This window comes from Cognatundibacterium rugosum (assembly GCF_014284365.1).
GTDB lineage: Bacteria > Pseudomonadota > Gammaproteobacteria > Burkholderiales > Burkholderiaceae_D > Undibacterium > Undibacterium rugosum.
The window spans coordinates 85,009-108,672 of sequence record NZ_JACOGG010000011.1; the positions used below are offsets into that span (position 1 = coordinate 85,009).

Genomic DNA, 23,664 nt, shown 5'->3' on the forward strand with positions numbered 1-23,664 from the left:
AAAATGCGGAAAAAATCTGATTTGCCAGTGCGCTATTGCGTGCAGTGTGGTTTGCCTTTTCAGTGGCGAAAAAAATGGGAAAAGGTGTGGGATGAAGTGAAATACTGCTCTGACCGTTGCCGTCGTCAGCCGAAAGTGCCTGCATGAAAGCCCGTAGTTTGCGTCTGATTCTGGGTGATCAGCTGAATCCCCGACATTCCTGGTTTCAGCAGGTCAGTGACGAGCACGTCTACGTCATGCTGGAAATGCGGCAAGAGACAGATTATGTGCTGCATCATGCACAGAAAATCATCGCTATCTTTGCTGCTATGCGTGCGTTTGCGCGCAGCCTGCAGCAAGCGGGACACCGTATCCATTATCAAACCATACAAGAGGCCGATCCTGCGATCACGCTGCCCAAGCTGCTCGATCAGCTGTTGCAGCATTATCAATGCACAGAGTTACGCTACCAGGAACCCGACGAATACCGGCTGGATCAGCAATTGGCCGCCTATCAGCCTGCGTCAGGCATACGCAAATACTGCGTCAGCAGCGAACATTTTTTTACTATGCGCCAAGAAGTAGCGGTGCAGTTCAAAGGCAAATCACGCTGGCTGATGGAGCATTTCTACCGTGCGATGCGGGTGCGTCACCAGATACTGATGGAGCAGGGGCAGCCTGCCGGTGGTCAGTGGAACTATGATGCCGATAATCGTGCTGCCTGGTCGGGGCTGCCTTGGGAGCCGGCTGATCAGCGGCCAGTACATGATCATAGTCAGCTGTGGCAAGACATACAGCAGGCCGGTGTCGCCAGTTTTGGCGAGCCTCAGGCTGCCCAGTTCCGCTGGCCGCTGGACCGGACTGAAGCACTGCAGCAGTTACAGGTTTTTGTAAGTACGGCGCTGCCACATTTCGGTTCTTATCAGGATGCGATGAGTCACCGTGCCTGGCGCTTGTTTCACTCGCTGCTGTCGTTTGCTTTAAACACCAAGATGCTACATCCGGCTGAAGTGGTGCAGGCGGTTGAACAGGAGTGGCGCGCAGCACGTATTCCATTGCATACGGCAGAAGGTTTTATCCGCCAGATACTCGGCTGGCGTGAATATGTGCGCGGTGTGTACTGGGCCAGAATGCCTGACTATGTAGAACAGAATCACTTTAACCACCAACAGCCTTTACCCGCCTGGTTCTGGAACGGACAAACACGCATGCATTGCGTCGCGAGTGCGATTGGACAGTCGCTGGAACATGCGTATGCCCACCACATACAGCGCCTGATGGTGATCGGCAATTTCGCTTTGCTGGCAGGATTGCAGCCGCAAGCGCTGCATCAGTGGTATCTGGGGATCTACATCGATGCTTTTGAGTGGGTGGAGTTACCCAATACGCTGGGCATGAGTCAGTATGCAGATGGTGGTTTTCTGGCGACTAAACCCTATGTCTCCACTGCCACCTATATCGACAAAATGGGTGATTACTGCAAGGGCTGTTATTACGATAAAAAGCAAAAAACCGGGGAGCGAGCCTGTCCCTTCAATGCCTTGTACTGGGATTTTTTTGCGCGTCATGCAGAACAGTTGTCACGCAATCCGCGTATCGGTATGGTGTATCCGCAATGGCGCAAAATGAGCCCGGAGATCCAGGCCGCTTACCAACAGCAGGCGCAGCGGATACGTGACAATCTCGACAGCCTGTAGAGCTAATCGACAGCCAATACGAATTGGAAAGACTGAGTGCCGATGCGCCTGCTGGCAGCAAAATGCCTGCAAACCCAGGCGCACTGCGGACTTGATAATAGGGGAGAGCGATGCAAAGCAGAGCCATCAGAAAGTTATTGCATTCTAAATGGACAGCGCAGCAAGTGGTGGATAAGCAAAAACATTTCATCGTGACGAAGCTGATAGAACCGGAATGTCCGGATGCCCCCATCAGTGAAGTAGAGATAGAAGCGGTCATGACCAAGCGCTCGCGCATTATCAGCTGGCGTGAACTGGACAATCCCTCGCATTGGAAAAGAGGCTGGTGATGGATCAACACATACTGCAGAGTTTTCCTTCCGGTTTTCGCGCGCTGATACTGGGTGCATCCGGTGGTATAGGCGCTGCATTTGCCGAACAGCTCAGCGCACAGCCTGCGTGTGGCGCGGTGCATGTATTACACCGACATAGCGAGCCAGGTTTAGATTTTTCTGACGAAGCCAGTATCGCTGCAGCTGCAGCCAGCATGCGTGCACATGGCCCCTTTCATCTGATCATCAATGCAGTCGGTCTGCTACACAGTCCTGACTTCATGCCCGAGAAAAAACTCGGCGATTTGCATTACGCGCAATTGATGGCGACCTTTCAGGTCAATACCTTCGGGCCTGCGCTGGCCTTGCGTCATTTTTCTGGCTTGCTCGATACCCGGCGTGCAGTGCTGGTGATGTTATCGGCTAAGGTAGGCAGCATAGAAGATAACCGGCTGGGTGGCTGGTACAGCTATCGCGCCTCTAAAGCCGCACTGAATATGCTGATCAAGACCGCCGCGATAGAACTCAAACGCAGCCAACCTGCGACCGTGTTATTGGCCATGCATCCAGGGACGGTGACGACCCGCTTATCACAGCCTTTCCGTGGTGGGCGTGCAGCCCGGTCAGCAAGGCAGGCAGCGCAAGAGATGCTGGCCGTGATCGATCAGAAAATGCCAGCCGACAGTGGCAGCTTCGTCACTTACAGCAATGAGCATTTACCCTGGTAGTTTATTGTGTCACCAGCCGGTAACCGACCCCGGTTTCGGTCAGAAAGTAGCGTGGCTGGGCGGGCTCTGCTTCCAGCTTTTGGCGTAAGTTAGCCATGTAAATACGCAGATAATGGCTGCTTTCCGCATGGCCGGGGCCCCATACTTCTTTCAGTAATTGCTGATGCGTGAGCACCTTACCCGCATTCCTGGCCAGTACGGATAACAGGCGATATTCTATCGGACTCAGATGCACTATAAGGCCAGCCCGGCTGACGGTGCGCAAGGCAAAGTCGACACAGACATCACCGAATTCAAATCTGGCTTCCTGTTGTGCGTTAGCGGGTTGACGCCGCCGTAAATGCGCACGTATGCGTGCAATCAGCTCGGCCGCACCAAATGGCTTACTCAGATAATCATCGGCACCGGCATCCAGCGCAGCCACTTTTTCGTGTTCTTGCGTACGGGCCGATAGCACGATCACCGGCACTTCACTCCAGCTCCGGATATCGCGTATCACATCCAGTCCATTCATATCGGGCAGGCCCAGATCGACGATCAGCAAATCCGGTTTACGGGTGGCGCAGCTGATCAGGCCCTGCTTACCGGTTTCACTCTCAAACACTGTCATGCCTTCCGCCTCAAGCGCGGTGCTGAGAAAGCGCCGTATCTGTTTTTCATCCTCAATCAGGACGATATGAATTTTTGCGTCACTCATTCCAGTTCATCTTCTATCATCGGTGGCAGTGGCGGTGCGTTTCCCAGTGGCAGCGAAACGGTGAATTGCGCACCACCATCTGGCCGGTTGGCCGCTACGATTTTTCCGCTATGCGCGAGCACGATGCTCTCACAAATCGCCAGCCCCAGCCCCACACCCGGACTGGCTGCCTCCAGTTCGCCACGGGTAAATTTCTCAAAAATATTGACGCCGGACGGCAATCCGGGGCCATCATCCAGCACACTCAGGTGCACAAAATCAGCCTCTGCCTGCGCAGTGATCTGAATTTGAGAGCGGCCGTATTTTGCCGCGTTTTCTAACAGATTGCACAGTACACGCTCCATCAAAACCGCGTCAAAGTACAACAGCGGTAAGTCCGCCGGTATCGCAGTTTTGAGTACATGGCCTTGCAAGCTGTGCTGGCAGGCGCGCAGTGCGCTGCCGACCACTTCTTCCAAAGGTTGCCATTGCTGGTTGAGCGTGACTTTACCCGATTGCAGTCGCGCCATGTCCAACAGATTGACCACCAGTCCACTCATGCGCAGCGCTTCATCGTGGATAGCCAGACTCAGTTCAGCCCGTTTAGGTGGCGCTAAATCAGCCTGTTCATGCAAGGTACTGGCCAGGCCGACAATAGCCGTCAGCGGGGTGCGTAAATCATGTGAGATTGCCGACAGCAAAGCGTTGCGCATACGTTCCGCTTCCATATTGATTAAAGCATCCTGCGCCACTTCGACATAATGCACACGCTCCAGCGCCAGCGCAATCTGCGCGGCAAAGGTATCGAGCAACTGCTGCTGTTCAGGCTGAAAAATTTGTCGCGTATCTTTAGGCGCGATTGCCAGTACCCCACGTGTGCGCATCGGTGCACGCAATGGCAGATACAAGACCGCATTGGAGGGTAGGGTCTGGGTGCCCAGACCTGCGCTTTGATGATGATCGTAGACCCATTGCGCAACGCTGGTATCGATTGTATTGAGCAGCATTTGCTGCACTGGATCTGGCTGACCGGTTTCCGCCAGCGGCTGGCGGATTTTGTCATGGCTGTCCGGTAGCAGGATCGCGACTCTGGCCTGAAATACGGGAGCCAGATGATTGATGCCGATTTCGATAATCTGTTCTACCATCAGGGCACCGGACAAGGCTTTGCTCATGGTGTATAAGGCATCGGCACGGCGTTCCCTGTAAAGCGCAACCTGGGCCTGAAAGCGCAGATTCGTCATCAGTTTGCTGATGGTCAGTGATACGGCCAGCATGATGACAAAGGTGAACAGATACTGGCTGTCACTGACACTGAAAGAAAAACGTGGCGGTACAAAAAAATAATCAAAACTGGCGACGCTGAGCAAAGAGGCGAGTACCGAGGCACTGCGTCCAAAACGTAGCGCAACGAATACTACCCCCAGCAAATACAGCATCACCACGTTCGCCAGATCAAACACTTGCGTCAGCCCTGCACTCAGCAGGGTCGCGACCAGGCAGACCGCAATGGTCCACAGATAGGCTGACAGCGGTGTGCGCTGGTTTTGATCCAGATCGATATGATTGCTCTCAGTCTGCGCAGTCTTGTCTTGCGCACTAAGGTCATGGCCTACCATCACCACATCAATATCGGTGCTGCGGCTGGCCAGCTCATCTGCCAGACTGGTACGCAGCAGGCGGGTCCAGGCTGGTCGTAGGGATTTGCCGATCACCAGTTTGGATACATTGCGGCTACGTGCGTAACTGAGCAGCAGCATGGCCAGGTTGTCACCTGCCAGCGTGGTGGTTTCAGCCCCCAGTTCCTGTGCCAGTTTCAATGCTTTCAGAAGCGCATCCTGTTGACCGGCCTGACGTTTAGCCAGTTTTGGCGTTTCTACATACACCGCGATCCAGTCGGCACGCAGGCTGGCTGCCAGCCTTGCGGCACCGCGTACCAGCTTGCTGGCGCTGGCATCTGGCCCGATACAGACCAGCAGTCTTTCTTTCGCTTGCCAGACTTGATGGATGGCCTGATCGGCGCGGTAATCGCGCATTTGCACATCGACCTGATCGGCAGTACGGCGCAGTGCCAGCTCGCGTAAAGCAATCAGGTTCCCTTTACGGAAAAAATTTTTTGCAGCACGCTGGGCTTGCTGTTCAAGATAGACTTTACCTTCTTTTAAACGTCGCAGTAATTCGTCCGGTGGCAAATCGACCAGCGTGATTTCATCGGCCAGATCAAAAATTTTATCTGGCACAGTTTCCCACACCCGGATGCCAGTGATCTGTCCCACTACATCATTCAGCGTCTCCAGATGCTGCACATTCACGGTGGTGTACACATCGATGCCAGCTGCGAGTAATTCTTCCACGTCCTGCCAGCGTTTGGCATGACGTGAGCCTGCGACATTGGAATGCGCCAGTTCATCCACCAGCAGCAAATCCGGCCGACGCTGTAACGCGGCATCCAGATCGAATTCTGACAGTACTCTGTCTTTGTATAGAATTTGTTGTGATGGCAGGACCTCAAGCGCTTGCGTCATCTTGATGGTATCTTGCCTGCCATGGGTTTCTACGATGCCGATCACGACATCAAGCCCTTTTTGTTGTTGCAGATGCGCTGCATTCAGCATTGCATAGGTCTTACCCACCCCGGCACAGGCGCCAAAAAAAATTTTTAAGTGTCCACGCTGCTGTTTTGCGTCTTCACGCTGTATCTTGTCCAGCAAGGTGTCCGGGTCGGGGCGGTAATCGTTCATCATTTACTTCAATATTTATTTCTTCATTTGATCAAGTGCGAGATTCAGTTCCAGCACATTCACACGTGCCTCGCCCAGAATACCGAATTGTGCAGACTCTGTGTGCTTTTCCACTAAAGCGCGCAGCTGTTTCTGGCTGAGCCCGCGTATCCGTGCTACCCGAACTAACTGATATTCGGCGGCAGCCGGACTGATATGCGGATCCAGACCACTGCCGGAAGCAGTGACCAGATCGACCGGAACCGGATTGGTATTACCCGGATCGGCATCGCGCAAAGCCTTGATACGTTCCTCCAACGCAGTTTTTAAAGCTGGGTTAGTCGGTCCCTGATTGGCACCGCCCGAAGCCAGGCCATTATAGGCAAACGTGCCACTGGCCGATGGGCGGCTCCAGAAATACTTGGGATCGCTAAAGCTTTGGCCTATCAGTTTCGAACCGAGCAGCTTGTCGTCTTTTTGTATCAGGCTGCCGTTGGCTTGTTCCGGATAGGCGATTTTGCCGATACCGGTCACAGCCAGTGGATAAAGGATGCCGGTAATGGCGCTCAGTACGATAAAAGAGCCGATTAAGGGACGCAGGATTTTCATAACAGGACTCCTTATTAAACCAGACCAAGTACGGTCAGGATGATGTCGATGAGCTTAATGCCGATAAACGGAACCAGGAGACCGCCCAGACCGTAGATCAGTAAATTGCGACGCAGCAGTATATCTGCGCCCAGTGGACGATATTTGACGCCTTTTAATGCCAGTGGGATCAGGAACACGATAATCAGTGCGTTAAAGATCACTGCCGACATGATGGAACTGGCAGGGCTGCTCAGATGCATCAGATTCAGTGCATTTAATTGCGGATAGGTCGTTGCAAATGCTGCCGGGATAATCGCAAAATACTTCGCTACATCGTTGGCGATACTGAAGGTAGTCAGTGACCCGCGTGTCATCAGCATTTGCTTACCGATTTCGACGATCTCGATCAGCTTGGTCGGATTGGAGTCTAGGTCGACCATATTGCCTGCTTCTTTCGCAGCCTGGGTACCGCTGTTCATCGCGACCGCCACATCGGCCTGCGCCAGCGCCGGTGCATCATTGGTGCCATCACCGGTCATCGCGACCAGTTTTCCATCAGCCTGATGCGAGCGTATCAGTTTCAGTTTGTCTTCCGGCGTTGCTTCAGCCAGGAAATCATCGACACCGGCCTCTGCGGCAATGGCGGCTGCGGTCAGCCGGTTATCGCCAGTGATCATGATGGTTTTAATCCCCATTTTGCGCAGTTCTGCAAAACGCTCTTTGATACCGCCTTTGACGATGTCTTTCAGTTCTATCACACCCATCACGCGCTGATCGTCGGTCACGACTAAGGGCGTACTGCCTTGACGTGAAACCTGATCAACGATGTCGAGTACTGCTTGCGGAAATTGCAGGCCGGTTTCCGTGAAGGCTTTACGCATCGCGTCGACAGAGCCTTTGCGAATTTTGCGCACACTACCATTTTGCGTCAGATCGACACCGCTCATACGGGTCTGAGCGGTGAAAGGAATGAACTCAGCGCCCAGCGACTGCAAGTCTCTTTCGCGTAGCTGGAATTTGTTTTTTGCGAGTATCACGATACTGCGGCCTTCCGGTGTTTCATCTGCCAGTGAAGACAATTGCGCAGCATCGGCCAGCTGTTCTTCAGAGACACCAAACGCAGGATAAAATGCAGCTGCCTGGCGGTTGCCCAGCGTGATGGTGCCGGTTTTATCCAGCAAGAGCACGTCAACGTCGCCAGCCGCTTCTACCGCACGCCCCGAGGTGGCGATCACATTTGCCTGCATCATGCGGCTCATGCCAGCCACACCGATCGCTGATAACAAGCCACCTATCGTCGTAGGAATCAGACACACCAGCAAAGCGACCAGTACGGTGATGGTGACTGGCATGCCAGCACCGGATGCTTCAACGCTGAACAGCGAGAAAGGCAGCAGGGTCACCGTCGCCAGCAGGAACACGATAGTCAGGGCCACCAGTAATATCGTCAATGCGATTTCATTCGGTGTTTTTTGACGTTTTGCACCCTCTACCATTGCGATCATACGATCGAGAAAAGCTTCACCCGGATTGACGGTCACTTTGACGATGATCCAGTCCGACAATACGCGGGTTCCGCCTGTGACTGCACTGAAATCGCCACCGGATTCGCGTATTACAGGTGCTGATTCGCCGGTAATGGCAGATTCATCGACCGACGCTACGCCTTCGATCACTTCGCCGTCAGCTGGAATCACATCATTCGCTTCAACCAGGATGAAGTCGCCTTTACGCAGGCTGGAACCATTGACCAAGATTTGCGTTGCGTCACGCTTAGCTGTCTGCAGTTTTTTTGCTCTGACATCTTGTTTTGCGCTGCGCAGCGACTCTGCCTGTGCTTTGCTGCGGCCTTCTGCCAACGCCTCAGCAAAATTGGCAAATAAGACGGTAAACCACAGCCACAGGCAAATGGCGAGTATAAAGCCAGCGGGTGCTTCGCCCTGGCTGAGGAAGGCTTGCACGGTCAGCGCTGTGGTGAGCAGGCTGCCGACATACACTACAAACATCACCGGATTCCTCATCTGGATTTGCGGTTGCAGTTTGCGGAACGCATCGGCGATAGCCGGTTTTAAAATGCTGGAATTCAGCAAGGACAGCTCAATTTTATGACTCATTTTCTTCTTTCTAAATGAGAGATTTCTGCATATTCAACGTAGTGAATAACTATCCCGATACGGTCCCCATACAAAGCTGGCGGCGATGCGTTGCTTTTGCACGGGGAGGCCACGGACAGTATTGAGAAGTTCTCTTATTGGGCGATCATGATCAGATGTTCGACAATAGGACCCAAGGCCAGTGCCGGGATATAGGTCAGGGCACCAACAATGATGACTGTGCCCAACAACAAACTGACGAATAAAGGACCATGGGTAGGCAAGGTGCCTGCTGTTGCTGTCAGGCGTTTCTTGGCAGCGAGAGAACCGGCAATCGCGAGGATAGGTATGATGATCCAGAAGCGGCCGAACCACATCGCAATCGCCAGCATCAGGTTATAGAAGGGCGTGTTGGCAGACAGTCCCGCAAATGCGCTACCGTTATTATTGGCCGCTGAAACGAAGGCATACAAAATTTCACTAAAGCCATGTGCGCCAGGATTGGCAATGCCTGCCTTACCATCTGCCACCAGCACAGAGATCGCGGTACCTGCCAGCACCAGCAAAGGGCCGATCAGGATGGAGACTGCAATCATTTTCATTTCGTAGGCTTCAATTTTTTTACCCAGATATTCCGGCGTACGTCCTATCATCAGGCCAGCGATAAAAACCGCCAGAATCGCGAAGATCAGCATGCCGTAAAAACCTGCGCCGACACCACCGAACACCACTTCACCGAGTTGCATCAGAATCAGAGGCACCATGCCGCCCAGCGGTGTGTAGGAATCGTGCATGCTATTGACTGCGCCACAGGAAGCTGCTGTCGTGATGGTGGCAAACAAGCCGCTGGCGGCGATGCCGAAACGTGCTTCCTTGCCTTCCATGTTGCCGCCAGCCTGAGACAGTGCCATTCCATCGCTCGCGGTCTGATCTATACCTAGTTTGCTGAACATAGGATTGCCTTGCTGTTCGGCGGTGATGGCTACACCGGCAAACGCCACAAACAAAATCGTCATGACTGCAAAAATCGCCCAACCCTGGCGCTGCTCGCTGACCATCTTGCCAAAGGTAATACACAGCGCAGCAGGAATCAGGAAAATCGCGAGCATTTGCAGAAAGTTTGAAAACGGCGTCGGATTTTCAAAAGGATGGGCGGAGTTGGCATTGAAGAAGCCACCACCATTGGTGCCCAGCATTTTGATCGCTTCTTGTGATGCTACCGGCCCCATAGGCAATATCTGTGTTGTGGTGCTTTGCGCTTCAAGCACAGGTTTGCCAGCCGCATCCAGCACTGGTGCACCGGCTGCATCCACTTTCGGCACGGTATAGTCGAGTTTTTCAAGCAGATCGGCTGTTTTGTAGGCATCGAAATTCTGGATCACACCCTGGCTCATTAAACCAGTCGCAAAAAGAAACGCAAGCGGAAGCAAGACGTAAAGAGTACCGCGTGTCAGGTCCACCCAGAAGTTACCTATGCTTTGCACCGTATGACGCGCGAAACCCCGTATCAAGGCAATCGCGACTGCCAGACCAGTTGCTGCGGACAAGAAGTTTTGTACGCTTAAACCCAGCATCTGGGTCAGATAGCTCATCGTCGTTTCCGGTACATAGCTTTGCCAGTTCGTATTGGTGACAAAGCTGACTGCGGTATTAAGTGAGGAATCTTCTGTGATGCCAGGCAGGTGTTGGGGGTTCAGCGGCAGCGCAAATTGCAGACGTTGTAAGCCATACAGTACAAAGACACCGAGCACATTAAATGCAAGCAAAGTGATCGCATAGTGCTTCCACGACATTTCTTCTTTTGCGTCAATGCCAAAAAATTGATAGCAGCGTTTTTCCAGTGGCTGTAATAGCCAGGACAACGCATTTTTTTCTCCGTTCATCACCCGGGTGATGTAGAGCCCCAGAGGTATAGCCAGGGCGACGAGTACGCCTAAATACAAAGCGATTTGAAATGATGCAGAGTGATTCATTTTAAAATGCCTCCGGTTTCAACAAGGCATACACCAGGTAAATCAATAGCAGCAGCGCGACGATGGCGCCTATGATGTGAAACAGGCTCATGCTTTGCCTCCGAGGCGGCTGCAGCCCTGAATCAGGGCGAAACTGGCGACTGCAAACAGCAGCAGATAGCCGAGATATAAAAAATCCATATAAACTCCAACGAGAATGGCTGAGTCATTACGATAGGGAATTCGGGGTAAAGATGTCGTATAGCTTGTGCAAAGCGGTGTAAAAATTGTGTAAACGCGTGCTCGTGGCCGCGGCCTGCGGTAGCGTCATACGGAGATGGTTTTGCGTCGATCAAAATAAAAATCGGGCGTCAGACATGATGTCCTGACACCCGATTTAGCAGCATTGACAGCCTGTGTTTTCGACCGATTCAACCGCTCAGAAGGTTTTGCTAACGCTCACCACCAGACTGTTTTTACCCATGAATTTGCCATTCGCTGCCGAGGCATAAAAGTTTTTATCGGCATTCGTGCCTATCGCGGCCAGGCTAAATGTCATGCCACCCAGCAGATTGACATCCTGACTGACTCCGATTTTGTAATCGCTATAACTTGCAGCACTGGCGTTGATGCCCTGAACTTTTTGGTAGCCAGCATGCAGATTCAGCGTCAGGCCTTCACGCAGTACAATATTTGCACCGAGGTCGAGGTAGCCGCTGTTTTTGCTATCCACAATACCGAATAAGGGGGTGAATGCATGTGAATACTTGAGGTAGGCCGGACCATAATTCAGCTGGCCGTAAAGTTCCAGCGTATTCGCATCTTTCAAGCCGACCTGATCCAGTTTGTTACCGGCATAGATATAGCCCAGTACGCCGACATCGTAGCTCAGGTCCGGACTGAGTTGTCCTTTTTTGCCTGCATACACGTCCCATTCCAAAGGTGTACTGCCTGCACCGGGCGTATCTTTAATCCATTTAATGGTCGATAACCATGTACCTGCATACAGACCGGTAGGCGTATGGCTGAGATCGGCGCCACCTTGCAATGCAGGGTCCAGGCGCGTTTGTGAAATGCCACGGTAACGGTAATCACTGATCAGGCTGGCATTGAAACTCAGATCCAGATCAGGTTTGGCTTCCTGCGCCAATGCGGCAGAAGTGCTGAGGGCTGCGCTGCTCAGCAGCAAAGCGGCATACAGGGTATTTTTCTTCATGTGAATTCCTTGAGGGCGTTCGCCGGAATAGCAAACGGAACGCACAAGAGAATACGCATTCGCACATAAAAACAGTGCAAAGACCATGTATGCGCGTATTAAGAAACTGTAAAAATGCAGCAGATTTGCTGCGTACTGTCCTTTGATTTACCGCACATTGAAATGAGATTGAACACTGCTGCTGTCAGCCCTGTAGCTAACAGCAGCAATGATCCGGACACAGGCTGAAGGTGGTGCCAGAAGCAGTGTTCAGAAGCAGTGTTCAGGTGCGGGGAAACTTTGCTCTTTGACGGCCTGTACGTAAGCGCTGACGGCCGCATCAATACTGGTCTGACCTTCCATGAAATTTTTCACAAAGCGCGCCTTACGGCCAGGGAAAACGCCGAGCAAATCATGCATGACTAAGACCTGCCCAGAGCAATCCACACCCGCACCGATACCTATGGTGGGAATATGCAGCGAGTCAGTGACTTCTTTGCCCAATGTGGCCGGAATGGCCTCCAGCACCAGCAGGCTGGCGCCGGCTTCCTGTACGGCTAAGGCTTCGGTCTTGAGTAATTCTGCAGCGGCACTGGTTTTACCCTGCACTTTATACCCACCCAACTGATGTACCGATTGTGGTGTCAGGCCCAGGTGGGCACAGACTGGAATAGAACGTTCCGTCAGGAAGCGTATGGTCGGCAGTAACCAGGTACCACCTTCGAGTTTCACCATTTGCGCACCGGCACGTATCAGACGGGCAGCATTGTCGAAAGCAGATTCCGGTGTGGCATAGGCGCCGAACGGCAGGTCGGCCACCACCAGCGCCTTTTGATTGCCTCGTGCGACAGAGGCGGTGTGGTACACCATGTCATCGACCGTCACTGGCAGCGTGGAGTCATGCCCCTGACTCACCATGCCGAGTGAATCACCGATGAGCAAGATCTCGACACCGCAGCGATCCATCAGCGCTGCGAAGCTGGCGTCATAGCAGGTCAGCATAGTGATTTTTTCTCCCTGCTCACGCATGGTCATCAGACCAGGGATACTGACCGCTTTGCGGTCTTGCAGATATTCAGCCATTTTTCCTCCAAAGGATAATTGCAGGACTGACGCGACAGCCTTACCGCGAACGGTTTTAACAGGCGTTGCTCAGTCATAGATTGACTGCCTGTTGACGGTAACGCGGTTGTGTCGGCCCTGGATTAATACATGTTGTCAGTCCGCCGGGACGACGGATATCATCAGCTTCTGAACATAAAATAGACGGCACCGATCAGGCACAGACCAGCCCATACATAATCCATTTTGAATGCTTGTCCCATATACAGCATAGAGAAGGGTACAAACACGATCAGAGTCAGTGCTTCCTGCAGGATTTTCAATTGTGCCAGACTATAGGCAGTGTAACCGATACGGTTGGCAGGCACCTGGAGCAGATACTCGAACAAGGCGATGGCCCAGCTGAATAAAGCCGCGATCCACCAGGGTTTTGCAGACAGATTTTTCAAATGCCCGTACCAGGCCAGTGTCATAAACGCATTGGACAGGATTAACAGGCCGGATGTTTGTAAAATAATTGGAAGCTGCATAGGAGTATCAATAAAAAACGGTTCCTTGTTTTATGTCCGATGCGGTGTGCACTATCTACACTGTGCGTATATCTATCACCGGGTGCTGGCTGCAGGCAGCCGGAAGATAGTTTGTTGCGCCACCGCAGGCAAATAATCCGTCGCCAGTCCACGCCCTGGTATCTGTATGTCAGGCGCGATTTCACACAACGGCAACAATACAAATGCACGTTCCGTCATACGCGGATGGGGTAACTGTAAATGCGTACTATCCAGTATCAGCTCACCATACAACAGAATATCCAGATCCAGTGTGCGCGGCGCATTGCGATACGGACGTTCGCGCCCAAAATCCGTCTCTATGGCCTGAATCGCACTTAATAATTCCTGTGCCGACAAGCCCGTATGCAGCGCCGCCACGGCATTTACATAATCATCACCGCTGGAGTCAACCGGTGCGCTGCTGTACAGCGACGAGACTTGCAGTAAGCGCGTTTGTGGCAGCTGCGCTAAACGTTCGGCGGCAGCCAGCACGGTGTCTGCTGCCTGTCCAAGGTTAGCGCCCAGCGCAATGTAAGTCAGTTCCATTATTCTTGCGCTGCTGCGGTTTTCTTCGGGCCGCGACGGCGTGGCTTACGTTTTTTAGCACCGCCGGCTGCAAGCGCAGTACGAGGCTTGGTGTTGATCAGGCGTTCACGCGTTTCAGCGTCGCCTTCGATGAACTCGGTCCACCAGGTGCCGGTTTCTTCATCCAGCTCACCCGAAGCGCAGCGCAGCAGCAGAAAGTCATAGCCCGCACGCAGACGCTGATGTTCCAGCATTTTGTATGGGGTTTTGCCGATGCGTTTTTCGAAACGCGGTTGCATGGCCCAGATATCACGCATATCGGCCGCCACTTTGCGCTGAATCGCGAGTGCATCGGTCTGACGGTTCAGCACATCATCGGCTGCCAGATGCAATGCAGGAATCGGGAATTCACCGGCTGCTTTATAGGCTTCCCATTTCTCCAGTACCTGATGCCATAGCAGTGAAGCAAACAGGAAACTCGGTGAGACCGGCTTGCCTTGCTGTACGCGTGCATCGGTATTGGCCAGTGCCAGCGTCACGAATTTTTCGCCCATAGGCTGTTCCAGCACGACGTCCAGCAAAGGCATCAGACCATGATGCAAGCCTTCCTTGCGTAATTGCTGCAAACAGGCCATGGCATGACCGCTGGTCAGTAATTTGAGCATTTCATCGAACACGCGTGCAGCTGGCACATTATTGATCAGTGGTGCCATCACCGCGATCGGGGCACGGGTTGTATCATCGATCTGGAATTGCAGCTTGGCGGCAAAGCGGACTACACGCAGCATGCGAACCGGATCTTCACGGTAACGTTCTTCCGGTACACCGATAATGCGCAGGGTTTTTTTACGGATATCCTTGATGCCGCCATGGTAGTCGAGTACGGTCTGCGAAGCCGGATCGTAATACATGGCATTGATACTGAAGTCGCGCCGTGCCGCATCCTCATGCTGCTGGCCGAAGGTATTGTCGCGCAACACGCGTCCATGTTCGTCGGTCAGTGCGGCTTTATCAGAGGGGCCACGGAAGGTGGTGACTTCCAGCAGATCCTGGCCAAACATGACGTGCACGATCTGGAAACGGCGGCCGATGATGAAGGCGCGCCTAAACAGACGTTTGACCTGTTCCGGGGTCGCATTGGTCGCAATATCGAAGTCTTTCGGTTTCACGCCGGTCAGCAAGTCACGTACTGCACCACCGACGATGAAGGCCTTAAAGCCATTGTCCTGCAGCGTTTGCGTCACCCGGATCGCATTGGCGGAAACCAGTTGCGGATTGATGCCATGGTCTTTGGCGCTCAGTATCACGGGCGTGGCATGGTCGCTGGCCAGATGGCCGGATTTTTTAACGCCGAGGATTTTTCGTATAAATTTCTTGATCATTGTTTCTCAAACAGCTGGAGTAGAGGCCAGGCTTTCGCCAGTGCATGTTCCCGCAGCTTATCGTTGGGGTTGGTTGCGACCGGGTGGGTAACTGCCTCGAGTAAGGGAATATCGTTATGGGAGTCGCTGTAAAAATAGCTGCTGCCAAAATCACTGAGTTGTTTTTCTTGTAGTGCCAGCCAATTCTGTAAATGGATCACTTTTCCTGCCCCTGAGCTCGGGACACCGATCAGCTTTCCTGTGATGTTATTGTTGGTATCAGTTTCGGGTTCCGCTGCGAGCAAATGTGCTACTCCCAGCGCACGCGCGATTGGTGCTGTCACAAAGCGGTTGGTGGCTGTAATAATCGCAATCAGATCACCCTGATCCTGATGCTTTTTCAGTAAATCGTAGGCCACTGGTAACAGCGCAGGCTGTATCACTTCCTGCATAAATTGCGCATGCAGTGCATCCAACTGCGATCTGGGAAAGCGTGCCAGCGTACCCAGGGCGAATTCCAGGTATTCGACAGCATCCAGCGTACCAGCCTGATATTGGGCGAAAAAGTCGGCATTGCGGCGCGCAAATTCTTGCGCATCGACAGCACCGATGCGGCACAGAAACTGTCCCCACTCGTAATCAGAGTCAATAGGAATCAGCGTGTGGTCGAGATCAAACAGAGCGATGTCAGCGGGTTTCATGGTCATGTTCAGGGCTGTTGTTGCAGCATCAGTTCGCGCAATAAGGGCAGGGTAATCGGGCGCTTGGTGACCAGCGAATAATGATCCAGCTGATCCAGCATGGCTGTCAGGGAACTCATGTCACGCTGATAGTGCGTAATCAGGTAGGGTATCACGCCAGCAGAGATCTGTATGCCACGCGCATGTGCAGCGCGTTCCAGCGCATCGATTTTGTCTTCGTCGGTCAGACCATGCAACTGATAAATCAGGCCCCAGCCAAAGCGGGTACGTAAGTCATCACGCATACTCAGTATCATAGGCGGATGATTGCCTGCTGCGACCAGAAAGCCACCGCGTGCACGCGCTTCGTTAAACAGATTGAAAGCTGCAATCTGATTTAGCGGTGACAGATGTTCGCAGTCATCCAGCAGATACAGGCTGACTGCTTCACTGAAATCAAACGCGCTCTCGGGCGCATTGGCTGGTATGTAACGGGAATCCGGATGGTCGGCCAGCGCATGCAGTAAATGGGTTTTCCCCGCGCCCGGCTCACCCCAGATGTAGACTGAGCGCTCGCCATATTGACTCGGAATGCGCTGCGAGAATAGCCCCAGCAATTGCGCCAGCTCTGCATTCTGGCCCACTACAAAGGTGGCCAGGGATGGCAGTTTTTGCGCATCCAGATCGAGAAGTAATTGCTTCATGACTGACGATAAAAAGTACTGTTCAGGTAAGCGCTGCGCAAGTGGCGTACTGCGACCGAGATGATCGCTGATGCAGGCAGCGCAACCAGAATACCGATAAATCCGAAGAGTTGACCAAATGCCATCAGCGCGAAGATCACAGTCAGAGGATGCAGACCGATACGCTCACCGACCAGGCGCGGAGTCAGAATAAATGATTCCAGCAATTGACCAAATCCATAAATGATGGCGACCGCGACCAGGCCTTGTAGCCCATTAAATTGCAAGACAGCGCCGATCAGCGCCAGCGCCAGTCCGAGGCCATAGCCGATATAGGGGATGAATACCAGGAAGCCGGTAATGATACCGACTGGTATCGCCAGATCAAAACGGGCTATCGACAAAGCAATCGAATAATAGGCGGCCAGTACCAGCATGACCAATATTTGTCCGCGCAGATATTGGGCCAGCAGATCGTCCACCTCCAGCAAGCCTGAAGTCGTCGCGCTGACCCAGCGGCGCGGAATAAAGTGCGACAGGCGCTCTAGTAAGGCATGCCAGTCCAGCAGCAGATAAAACAGAACGATGGGTATCAGCAGTAAGTTAGCCAGCATACCCAGCACGGCAGTACCGCCAACTTTAATGGAAGACAGCACGGCTTTACCGATCACATCGCCACTGCCAGCCAGTTGCTCAGTCAACAAGCCTTTAATACCTGCACTATCGAGGCGGATAGTAAAACCATGCGCTGCCAGTAAAGGCGATAAAGTTTGGTCGAATTTATCGAAAAAGCGTGGGATCTGCGCCTGTAACTGTGGAATTTCTTTTTGCAGGATAGGCACGATCACCAGCGCCATGGCCAGCACCGCTGCGATCAGCAGCAGTATCGTGATGCTGGCCGCCATAGGACGTGGCAGTGACCACTTCCTGATCCGGCAGGCACTTAATTTATCAACCCAGGGATTCAGTACATAGGCCAGTATCCCGGAGACCACAAATGGCATCAGCACCGGACCCAGTAAAGCCAGCAAGACCACCAGCGCCAGCGCGACGCCGAGCCAAAGTAGTGACTGTTTCTGCTCTGTGGATAAAGGTATCAGCATATTCAGGATGGGAACCCCAGGATTAGTTAAGCTTTTATTATGCTTTGACCGAAAATCAGGTCAAGGTGCAGTCGTTTTGTTAAAATAGCGTTTTTGCCGCTGATTTCTGGCAATTTCTCTATTTTACCGCCTCAAGCCCCTACTGACGAATATCATGAGCACTTCTACCCCTGTTTCTCTCTCTTACGCCGACGCCGGTGTCGATATGGTTGCCGGTGATGCACTGGTCGACGCGATCAAACCATTTGCAAAACGTACCATGCGCGAAGGCGTCATGGCTGGCATCGGTGGCTTTGGTGCAATGTTCGAAGTCAGTAAAAAGTACAAGGAACCGGTATTGGTTTCGGGTACGGATGGCGTCGGTACCAAGCTGAAACTGGCGTTTCATCTGAATAAACACGACACGGTCGGTATCGATCTGGTCGCAATGAGTGTGAACGATATTCTGGTTCAGGGTGCTGAACCTTTATTTTTCCTGGACTACTTCGCTTGCGGCAAACTGGATGTGGCTGCGGCGACAGACGTCATCAAGGGCGTGGCTTTCGGTTGTGAGCAGGCTGGCTGCGCGCTGATCGGTGGTGAAACCGCAGAAATGCCTTCCATGTATCCGGATGGTGAATATGATCTGGCTGGTTTTGCGGTTGGCGCAGTTGAAAAATCCAAAATTATCGACGGTAGCAAAATTCAGCCGGGCGATGTGATTCTGGGTCTGGCCTCTTCAGGCATTCACTCCAATGGATTCTCGCTGGTGCGTAAAATCATTGAAGTAGCGAATCCTGATCTGAACGCGGATTTCGATGGCCGTACTTTAGGTGATGCGCTGATGGCGCCAACCCGTATTTATGTCAAACCTTTGCTGGCGCTGATGGAAGCGATGGAAGTCAAGGGTATGGCGCACATTACTGGTGGTGGACTGGTCGAAAATGTGCCACGTGTATTGGGTGATAAACTGACTGCTGTATTGCATAAAGATGCATGGCCACTGCCCCCGTTGTTCACATGGCTGCAACAGCACGGCGGCGTAGCAGATGCTGAAATGCACCGCGTATTCAACTGTGGTATTGGCATGGTCGTTATCGTCTCTCAGGAAAATGCACAGGCGGCGTTGGCGCACTTAAGTGCAGCTGGTGAAACTGTATTCCGTATCGGTGAAATCCGCGCACGTGATGGAAATGAGCATCCGACTGTCGTCGTCTGATTGCTGCGCTATGAAGTAAAAAGCCCTTGTCTTTGGACGAGGGCTTTTTTTTTGCTAGGAACGGTGAATCGGCGGATTTGTGGATTATCTCAATATTGAGGTATCCATGTTTTTAATTTTTGAATTTTTATAAACGGAAACCAGGCTACTGTAAATAAGTTTTTTATTTAGTATTGTTAATTTCATACAGTTGAGAAAACTTTTTTTACAAATATTATTCTTGGTCGTAGAATTTGCTGGCGGTATTGGTATTCGATTAACGAAATTGAAAATGGTGTTTTATGAAGCAATATGGCGTAACTCTGGGATTACTGGCATTGCTGACGGCATGCGGCGGCGGTGGCGGTAGTACTGACGCTGGCGGTTTACCACCTTCAGCATCGCTGGCAAATTTGTGTGCGAACCCGCGCGCGGGCAGTGCTGACCGTCAGGGGACGATGGACAATGAAAAAGCATTTTTACGTTCCTTCGTTGATGAGACTTATCTCTGGTATCAGGATGTACCAACGAATCTGAATCCAGCCAGCTATGCCAATCCTCAGCTGTATTTTGATGTGCTGAAAACGACAGCAAAAACAGCTTCCGGTGCTGCGGTAGATCAATTCCACTGGTCCCAAACGACGGAGTCCTATGATGCTTCTTCCTCCGGTATCTCGCAGGACTATGGTATCCAATGGGCATCCAAAAGCAATGCGCCACCGCGTAATTGGGTAGTTGCAGAAGTGGCGGATGGTTCACCTGCTGCACTCGCTGGCGTAAAACGCGGAGATAAGCTTGCTTCGGTCGACGGTGTTAACTTTGTCAGTGACAATACGACAGCTGGAATCGCTACGCTGAATGAGGGTTTGTTCCCTAGCAAATTGCTCGCACATAAACTCGGTTTTAATGGAAATGCTGAAATTAGCCTGCTGCCAGCAAACTACACGATTGCTACCGTCAAAAATGTCAAAATTATCCCGACAGCTAAAGGCAATGTAGGTTACTTCATTTTTGATACGCATATTGCAAAGTCTGAAAATGAATTGATCGCCGCTATCAATACCTTGAAAAGCGCAGGTGTGCAGGATCTGGTCATCGATCTGCGCTATAACGGCGGTGGTTTGCTGTATATCGCAAGTCAATTGTCCTACATGATTGCGGGTCCGGCTCAGACCGGTGGCAAGATATTTGAATTGTTAAGCTATAACGACAAGCTGACTGCAAAAAACCAGAAATATCCTTTCTACGATACCACGACAAACAATGCAGCTTTGCCGACGCTGGGTCTGAAACATGTGTCGCTGCTGGTCACTCATGGAACGGCTTCTGCCAGTGAGTCGATTATCAATGGCCTGCGCGGTGCGGATGTGACAGTGGATCTGATCGGTGATGTTACTCGCGGTAAGCCATATGGTTTTGTGCCTCAGTCTAACTGTGGCTACACCTATTTTGCTATTCAGTTCAAAGGCGTGAATAATAAGGGCTTTGGCGATTATGCGGATGGTTTTGCGCCGACCTGTAAAGCATCGGATGACTTCACCAAGCTGCGCGGTGATGTCGCCGAAGGAATGTTGCAAACCGCACTCAGCTATCGTCAGAATGGCTCCTGCCCTGTGCTTGCCACAACACAGAATGGTGTGCGTTCGATGCCAGTGTTGGATCAACCGTATGAGTTGATACGTCCTGCCAGCCAGGAAATGCGTATCGTCACACCGATGCCACGTTCATAATGAAATTTTGGAAACTGAGTTTCCTGCTTAGCTTGTCCGCCTGTCAAATGACAGGTGTGACGGGCTTGCAGCCGGCAGTACTGACACAGTCAGGGGCTGCATCTGCACAGGAATTACGCCGTGTTATCGGGGAATTGAGCGGTTTCCTCAATGTCCTGCTGGCTGACGATGATCTGACGCGCAGCAGTGAGCTAGTGGTAGAGAGACGTCATCAGTTTCGTCCCAATGGCGACCTGATACAGGGGCGAGATCTGGACTTGCCGCAGCGCTTTCGTTTGCTGCAGGGCAGTGGACAATGCTGGCTGCTGCATCTGAATTCTGGCCAACAACGATTATTACAAGGTCTTTCCTGCCGGTCGCTGACGTCAGCTTCCACCATCAGTCCGGCAAAATCTGAGTGAGGGAATGAACGATGAAACGCTGTGCCTGGGCCAATTCTGCCAATGCCCTGTATCTGGCTTACCACGATCACGAATGGGGGGTACCTTGTCATGATGAGCTACGCTTGTTTGAAATGCTCAATCTGGAGGGCGCACAAGCGGGCTTGAGCTGGGAAACGGTACTCAATAAACGCGAAACCTATCGCCTCGCTTTTGATCATTGGGATGCAAAAAAAATTGCGGCCTATGACGCACAAAAGATCGCGTCTTTGCTGGCTGATCCTGGTATCATCCGTAATAAACTCAAAGTTGCTGCTGTGATTTCGAATGCGCAGGCCTATCTGCGCTTATGTGAAGAGACAGGCGGCCTCGATGCCTATCTATGGGCATACGTAGGAGGTGAACCTATCGTTAATACTGGGGAACGTATCATCACCACGCCTTTGTCAGATCAGATTTCGAAAGATCTCAAAAAGCGCGGCTTTAAATTTGTTGGTTCCACCATTATTTATGCCTATATGCAGGCTATCGGCATGGTGCAGGATCATGCCGCTGACTGTGACTGGCGTCACCGCGCTGAGTGCTGAAGCAAGCCTGGCCGTAACCGCCACTATGCGTCCGGGTCCGGCTTACGCTTTACCATGACTGGCTTGCAGCCAGGTTTATCGCTATTCAGAATGGGATGGGCGCCGGCTTCACTCCCGGGATCCCAGGCAGGGGCTTCTATACCTTCAAACACATGCTTTAATTGCTGACCCCAGCGATCCCGTATCATTTGAAAATACGTATTTTTTTCGTCGATGGTGGTAAAACGCGTGACTTGCAGACTGCCGGTTTCATAGACCAGTAAATCCAGCGGCAGGCCAACAGAAATATTCGAGCGCAAGGTCGAATCCATAGAAATTAAGGCACATTTTGCAGCATCATCAAGGCTGGTTTCCGGATTGACCACGCGATCAATAATCGGCTTGCCATATTTGGCTTCACCGATCTGGAAATAAGTATTCTCATCGTGCGCCTCAATGAAATTACCCGCCGCGTAGATTTGAAACAGACGGCAACGCTCTCCCTGAATCTGACCGCCGAAAATCATACTGACATTGAAATCGATACCAAATCCAGACAGAGATTGGGCATCACGTTCATGCACGCGTTTGACGGTTTCGCCCAGGATTCTGGCCGCTTCATACATATTCGGTGCATTCCAGATGGTATGCCCACTGGCATCTTCGTACTCAGACAACAGTTCACGTACCGATTGTGAAATGGACAGATTCCCGGCTGTCATCAACACCATCATGCGTTCACCTGGTGTTTCAAAAACTGACATTTTGCGAAAGGTGCCGATATGATCGACACCCGCATTGGTTCTGGAATCGGACAAGAAAACCAGCCCGGCATTGAGGCGCATGCCTACACAGTAAGTCATAGTTACGGAGCTAATCTGAAAAGAAACCGATTTTAACTCAAGCCAGTCTGGTGGCAGACAATATTTAATTCAGTTGTGATAGAAACATGTGACAGCACGGCCTGCTGCATTTGTGCGATTGATCAGGTGATATGTGTACTGCCGCTTAGCAGTCTACATGAGCGGGGGCTACGTTGAGATCGTCTGAAGATCAGCGCTGACCGGCAGTGACCAGCAGCTATACGTAGCGATCAGCTTGTACTGGTCTGCACGCTGACACTGACAGACATGCTTTCGTTCCCACCACCCCGTCTGACGCCACGCACCGGTGATGCGGATTCATAATCGCGACCTATCGCAAGGCGACAATAGGCATCATTCATCAGCCTGGCATGGGTCACGTCGAGACTGACCCAACCTGCGTAGTCATGCTGCTCAACCCAGACGTCAATCCAGGCATGACTTTCTGCGTGATCGCTGGACTCTGGATCGATATAACCTGAGACATAGCGGGCTGGTATGCCCTGTACATGGCAGCAAGCCAAAAATATATGTGCATGATCCTGGCACACGCCGCTGCCCTGAGCCAATGCTTCGCTGGCAGTGCTGGTCACGATGGTGCTGCCGGACAGATAGCTGACACGGCTTTGTATCGCGCTGGCCAGTTGCAGTGCCTGTTGCGTGTTGCAGCGCTCAGTGGGTAGCTGGCTGCGCGCGAAATCCAGCAAGTGCCCACTACTGGCTGTCAGCCGGCTTGGCACGGTAAAGATTAGCGGTGACAGGTCTGCATGATCGGCAATTCTTCCCTGAATTGGAGCACGGACTTCAACCACGCCTTGGGCCAGTATGTTGATGTCTGTATGTGCACCGGTTACCACCAATAATTCAGACAGATTGTGATAGGCATCCTGAAAGGCTTGCCGCTTACCGGGGCTATTGATTTCCCAATGCAAAATTTTTTGTTGAGCTTCCAGTCTGGGGTGTAGTCGCAATTGTTGTATGGTGTAGCCTGAGGGCGACGAGTAGTGATAAGTCGTGCGGTGTTGGATGGCGAGTTGCATG

At 52.2% G+C, this 23,664-nt stretch carries 25 protein-coding genes; 8 read left to right on the plus strand and 17 right to left on the minus strand.

Annotation, left to right across the window (positions count from 1 at the left end; translation table 11 throughout):
• Nucleotides 1–3 precede the first annotated feature (3 nt).
• From H8K47_RS11565 to H8K47_RS11580, 4 genes are all read left to right on the plus strand, one after another.
• A complete protein-coding gene (locus tag H8K47_RS11565; protein WP_456243332.1) occupies nt 4–147 on the plus strand; it encodes a DUF2256 domain-containing protein in 144 nt (47 codons plus the stop codon).
• A complete protein-coding gene (locus tag H8K47_RS11570) occupies nt 144–1,676 on the plus strand; it encodes a cryptochrome/photolyase family protein (protein WP_186881567.1) in 1,533 nt (510 codons plus the stop codon). Before H8K47_RS11565 ends, H8K47_RS11570 begins: the two co-directional genes overlap by 4 nt.
• Before the next feature lie 110 nt (nt 1,677–1,786).
• On the plus strand, nt 1,787–2,005 hold the full coding sequence (locus H8K47_RS11575; protein ID WP_186881568.1) for a TIGR02450 family Trp-rich protein: 219 nt from the start codon (nt 1,787–1,789) through the stop codon (nt 2,003–2,005).
• Nucleotides 2,005–2,715 carry an SDR family NAD(P)-dependent oxidoreductase gene (locus H8K47_RS11580; RefSeq protein WP_186881569.1) on the plus strand — a complete coding sequence of 237 codons (711 nt, stop codon included), beginning with the start codon at nt 2,005–2,007 and terminating at the stop codon, nt 2,713–2,715. The genes H8K47_RS11575 and H8K47_RS11580 overlap by 1 nt, the downstream gene beginning before the upstream one ends.
• Before the next feature lies 1 nt (nt 2,716).
• Here H8K47_RS11580 and kdpE read toward each other — a convergent pair whose 3' ends face one another.
• From kdpE to H8K47_RS11650, 15 genes are all read right to left on the minus strand, one after another.
• The gene (gene kdpE / locus H8K47_RS11585) at nt 2,717–3,412 is read right to left on the minus strand and encodes a two-component system response regulator KdpE (protein WP_186881570.1); all 696 of its coding nucleotides are present in this window, start codon (nt 3,410–3,412) and stop codon (nt 2,717–2,719) included.
• Complete coding sequence (locus H8K47_RS11590; RefSeq protein WP_408057895.1) at nt 3,409–6,135, minus strand: DUF4118 domain-containing protein; 2,727 nt, start codon at nt 6,133–6,135, stop codon at nt 3,409–3,411. Before H8K47_RS11590 ends, kdpE begins: the two co-directional genes overlap by 4 nt.
• Nucleotides 6,136–6,147: 12 nt before the next feature.
• Entirely contained in the window at nt 6,148–6,720 is a 573-nt protein-coding gene (kdpC, locus tag H8K47_RS11595; RefSeq protein WP_186881571.1) for a potassium-transporting ATPase subunit KdpC, read from the minus strand.
• 14 nt (nt 6,721–6,734) lie between these two features.
• A complete protein-coding gene (kdpB, locus tag H8K47_RS11600) occupies nt 6,735–8,816 on the minus strand; it encodes a potassium-transporting ATPase subunit KdpB (protein ID WP_186881572.1) in 2,082 nt (693 codons plus the stop codon).
• 134 nt (nt 8,817–8,950) lie between these two features.
• On the minus strand, nt 8,951–10,768 hold the full coding sequence (kdpA, locus tag H8K47_RS11605; protein WP_186881573.1) for a potassium-transporting ATPase subunit KdpA: 1,818 nt from the start codon (nt 10,766–10,768) through the stop codon (nt 8,951–8,953).
• 1 nt (nt 10,769) lies between these two features.
• The gene (gene kdpF / locus H8K47_RS11610) at nt 10,770–10,859 is read right to left on the minus strand and encodes a K(+)-transporting ATPase subunit F (protein ID WP_186881574.1); all 90 of its coding nucleotides are present in this window, start codon (nt 10,857–10,859) and stop codon (nt 10,770–10,772) included.
• The gene (locus H8K47_RS18185) at nt 10,856–10,948 is read right to left on the minus strand and encodes a potassium ABC transporter ATPase (RefSeq protein WP_222612783.1); all 93 of its coding nucleotides are present in this window, start codon (nt 10,946–10,948) and stop codon (nt 10,856–10,858) included. Before H8K47_RS18185 ends, kdpF begins: the two co-directional genes overlap by 4 nt.
• Nucleotides 10,949–11,186: 238 nt before the next feature.
• A complete protein-coding gene (locus H8K47_RS11615; RefSeq protein ID WP_186881575.1) occupies nt 11,187–11,963 on the minus strand; it encodes a TorF family putative porin in 777 nt (258 codons plus the stop codon).
• Between the two features lie 249 nt (nt 11,964–12,212).
• On the minus strand, nt 12,213–13,025 hold the full coding sequence (gene panB / locus H8K47_RS11620; protein ID WP_186881576.1) for a 3-methyl-2-oxobutanoate hydroxymethyltransferase: 813 nt from the start codon (nt 13,023–13,025) through the stop codon (nt 12,213–12,215).
• A gap of 161 nt (nt 13,026–13,186) precedes the next feature.
• Nucleotides 13,187–13,534, minus strand: coding sequence for a DMT family protein (locus H8K47_RS11625; RefSeq protein ID WP_186881577.1), 348 nt, complete (start codon nt 13,532–13,534; stop codon nt 13,187–13,189).
• A 75-nt stretch (nt 13,535–13,609) separates the two neighbouring features.
• Nucleotides 13,610–14,101, minus strand: a complete 492-nt coding sequence (gene folK, locus H8K47_RS11630; protein ID WP_186881578.1) for a 2-amino-4-hydroxy-6-hydroxymethyldihydropteridine diphosphokinase — start codon at nt 14,099–14,101, stop codon at nt 13,610–13,612.
• A complete protein-coding gene (pcnB, locus tag H8K47_RS11635) occupies nt 14,101–15,462 on the minus strand; it encodes a polynucleotide adenylyltransferase PcnB (RefSeq protein WP_186881579.1) in 1,362 nt (453 codons plus the stop codon). Before pcnB ends, folK begins: the two co-directional genes overlap by 1 nt.
• A complete protein-coding gene (locus tag H8K47_RS11640) occupies nt 15,459–16,142 on the minus strand; it encodes a histidinol-phosphatase (protein WP_186881580.1) in 684 nt (227 codons plus the stop codon). Before H8K47_RS11640 ends, pcnB begins: the two co-directional genes overlap by 4 nt.
• 8 nt (nt 16,143–16,150) lie before the next feature.
• On the minus strand, nt 16,151–16,825 hold the full coding sequence (hda, locus tag H8K47_RS11645) for a DnaA regulatory inactivator Hda (RefSeq protein ID WP_186881581.1): 675 nt from the start codon (nt 16,823–16,825) through the stop codon (nt 16,151–16,153).
• Nucleotides 16,822–17,907 carry an AI-2E family transporter gene (locus H8K47_RS11650; protein ID WP_186881582.1) on the minus strand — a complete coding sequence of 362 codons (1,086 nt, stop codon included), beginning with the start codon at nt 17,905–17,907 and terminating at the stop codon, nt 16,822–16,824. Before H8K47_RS11650 ends, hda begins: the two co-directional genes overlap by 4 nt.
• A gap of 154 nt (nt 17,908–18,061) precedes the next feature.
• Between H8K47_RS11650 and purM the strand changes: the two genes are divergently transcribed.
• From purM to H8K47_RS11670, 4 genes are all read left to right on the plus strand, one after another.
• Nucleotides 18,062–19,105 (plus strand): phosphoribosylformylglycinamidine cyclo-ligase, encoded by a 1,044-nt coding sequence (purM, locus tag H8K47_RS11655; RefSeq protein WP_186881583.1) that lies wholly within the window; start codon nt 18,062–18,064, stop codon nt 19,103–19,105.
• A 281-nt stretch (nt 19,106–19,386) separates the two neighbouring features.
• Nucleotides 19,387–20,814 carry a S41 family peptidase gene (locus H8K47_RS11660; protein ID WP_186881584.1) on the plus strand — a complete coding sequence of 476 codons (1,428 nt, stop codon included), beginning with the start codon at nt 19,387–19,389 and terminating at the stop codon, nt 20,812–20,814.
• Entirely contained in the window at nt 20,814–21,215 is a 402-nt protein-coding gene (locus H8K47_RS11665) for a hypothetical protein (protein ID WP_186881585.1), read from the plus strand. Before H8K47_RS11660 ends, H8K47_RS11665 begins: the two co-directional genes overlap by 1 nt.
• Nucleotides 21,216–21,226: 11 nt before the next feature.
• Nucleotides 21,227–21,781 carry a DNA-3-methyladenine glycosylase I gene (locus H8K47_RS11670; RefSeq protein WP_186881586.1) on the plus strand — a complete coding sequence of 185 codons (555 nt, stop codon included), beginning with the start codon at nt 21,227–21,229 and terminating at the stop codon, nt 21,779–21,781.
• 23 nt (nt 21,782–21,804) lie between these two features.
• Here the strand turns inward: H8K47_RS11670 and H8K47_RS11675 are convergent, their stop codons facing one another.
• Entirely contained in the window at nt 21,805–22,623 is an 819-nt protein-coding gene (locus H8K47_RS11675; RefSeq protein WP_186881587.1) for a proteasome-type protease, read from the minus strand.
• Between the two features lie 230 nt (nt 22,624–22,853).
• Nucleotides 22,854–23,663, minus strand: coding sequence for a transglutaminase family protein (locus H8K47_RS11680; RefSeq protein ID WP_186881588.1), 810 nt, complete (start codon nt 23,661–23,663; stop codon nt 22,854–22,856).
• Nucleotide 23,664: the final 1 nt, after the last annotated feature.

Coding starts and splice junctions, on each gene's coding strand:
- H8K47_RS11570 (WP_186881567.1), top strand. CDS start 144: ATGAAAGCCCGTAGTTTGCGTCTGATTCTGGGTGATCAGCTGAATCCC.
- H8K47_RS11575 (WP_186881568.1), top strand. CDS start 1,787: ATGCAAAGCAGAGCCATCAGAAAGTTATTGCATTCTAAATGGACAGCG.
- purM (WP_186881583.1), top strand. CDS start 18,062: ATGAGCACTTCTACCCCTGTTTCTCTCTCTTACGCCGACGCCGGTGTC.
- H8K47_RS11565 (WP_456243332.1), top strand. CDS start 4: ATGCGGAAAAAATCTGATTTGCCAGTGCGCTATTGCGTGCAGTGTGGT.
- H8K47_RS11660 (WP_186881584.1), top strand. CDS start 19,387: ATGAAGCAATATGGCGTAACTCTGGGATTACTGGCATTGCTGACGGCA.
- kdpB (WP_186881572.1), bottom strand. CDS start 8,816: ATGAGTCATAAAATTGAGCTGTCCTTGCTGAATTCCAGCATTTTAAAA.
- kdpA (WP_186881573.1), bottom strand. CDS start 10,768: ATGAATCACTCTGCATCATTTCAAATCGCTTTGTATTTAGGCGTACTC.
- H8K47_RS11580 (WP_186881569.1), top strand. CDS start 2,005: ATGGATCAACACATACTGCAGAGTTTTCCTTCCGGTTTTCGCGCGCTG.
- H8K47_RS11675 (WP_186881587.1), bottom strand. CDS start 22,623: ATGACTTACTGTGTAGGCATGCGCCTCAATGCCGGGCTGGTTTTCTTG.
- kdpC (WP_186881571.1), bottom strand. CDS start 6,720: ATGAAAATCCTGCGTCCCTTAATCGGCTCTTTTATCGTACTGAGCGCC.
- H8K47_RS11640 (WP_186881580.1), bottom strand. CDS start 16,142: ATGAAACCCGCTGACATCGCTCTGTTTGATCTCGACCACACGCTGATT.
- hda (WP_186881581.1), bottom strand. CDS start 16,825: ATGAAGCAATTACTTCTCGATCTGGATGCGCAAAAACTGCCATCCCTG.
- pcnB (WP_186881579.1), bottom strand. CDS start 15,462: ATGATCAAGAAATTTATACGAAAAATCCTCGGCGTTAAAAAATCCGGC.
- H8K47_RS11625 (WP_186881577.1), bottom strand. CDS start 13,534: ATGCAGCTTCCAATTATTTTACAAACATCCGGCCTGTTAATCCTGTCC.
- H8K47_RS11615 (WP_186881575.1), bottom strand. CDS start 11,963: ATGAAGAAAAATACCCTGTATGCCGCTTTGCTGCTGAGCAGCGCAGCC.
- kdpE (WP_186881570.1), bottom strand. CDS start 3,412: ATGAGTGACGCAAAAATTCATATCGTCCTGATTGAGGATGAAAAACAG.
- kdpF (WP_186881574.1), bottom strand. CDS start 10,859: ATGAGCCTGTTTCACATCATAGGCGCCATCGTCGCGCTGCTGCTATTG.
- H8K47_RS11590 (WP_408057895.1), bottom strand. CDS start 6,135: ATGATGAACGATTACCGCCCCGACCCGGACACCTTGCTGGACAAGATA.
- H8K47_RS18185 (WP_222612783.1), bottom strand. CDS start 10,948: ATGGATTTTTTATATCTCGGCTATCTGCTGCTGTTTGCAGTCGCCAGT.
- H8K47_RS11665 (WP_186881585.1), top strand. CDS start 20,814: ATGAAATTTTGGAAACTGAGTTTCCTGCTTAGCTTGTCCGCCTGTCAA.
- H8K47_RS11680 (WP_186881588.1), bottom strand. CDS start 23,663: ATGCAACTCGCCATCCAACACCGCACGACTTATCACTACTCGTCGCCC.
- H8K47_RS11650 (WP_186881582.1), bottom strand. CDS start 17,907: ATGCTGATACCTTTATCCACAGAGCAGAAACAGTCACTACTTTGGCTC.
- folK (WP_186881578.1), bottom strand. CDS start 14,101: ATGGAACTGACTTACATTGCGCTGGGCGCTAACCTTGGACAGGCAGCA.
- H8K47_RS11670 (WP_186881586.1), top strand. CDS start 21,227: ATGAAACGCTGTGCCTGGGCCAATTCTGCCAATGCCCTGTATCTGGCT.
- panB (WP_186881576.1), bottom strand. CDS start 13,025: ATGGCTGAATATCTGCAAGACCGCAAAGCGGTCAGTATCCCTGGTCTG.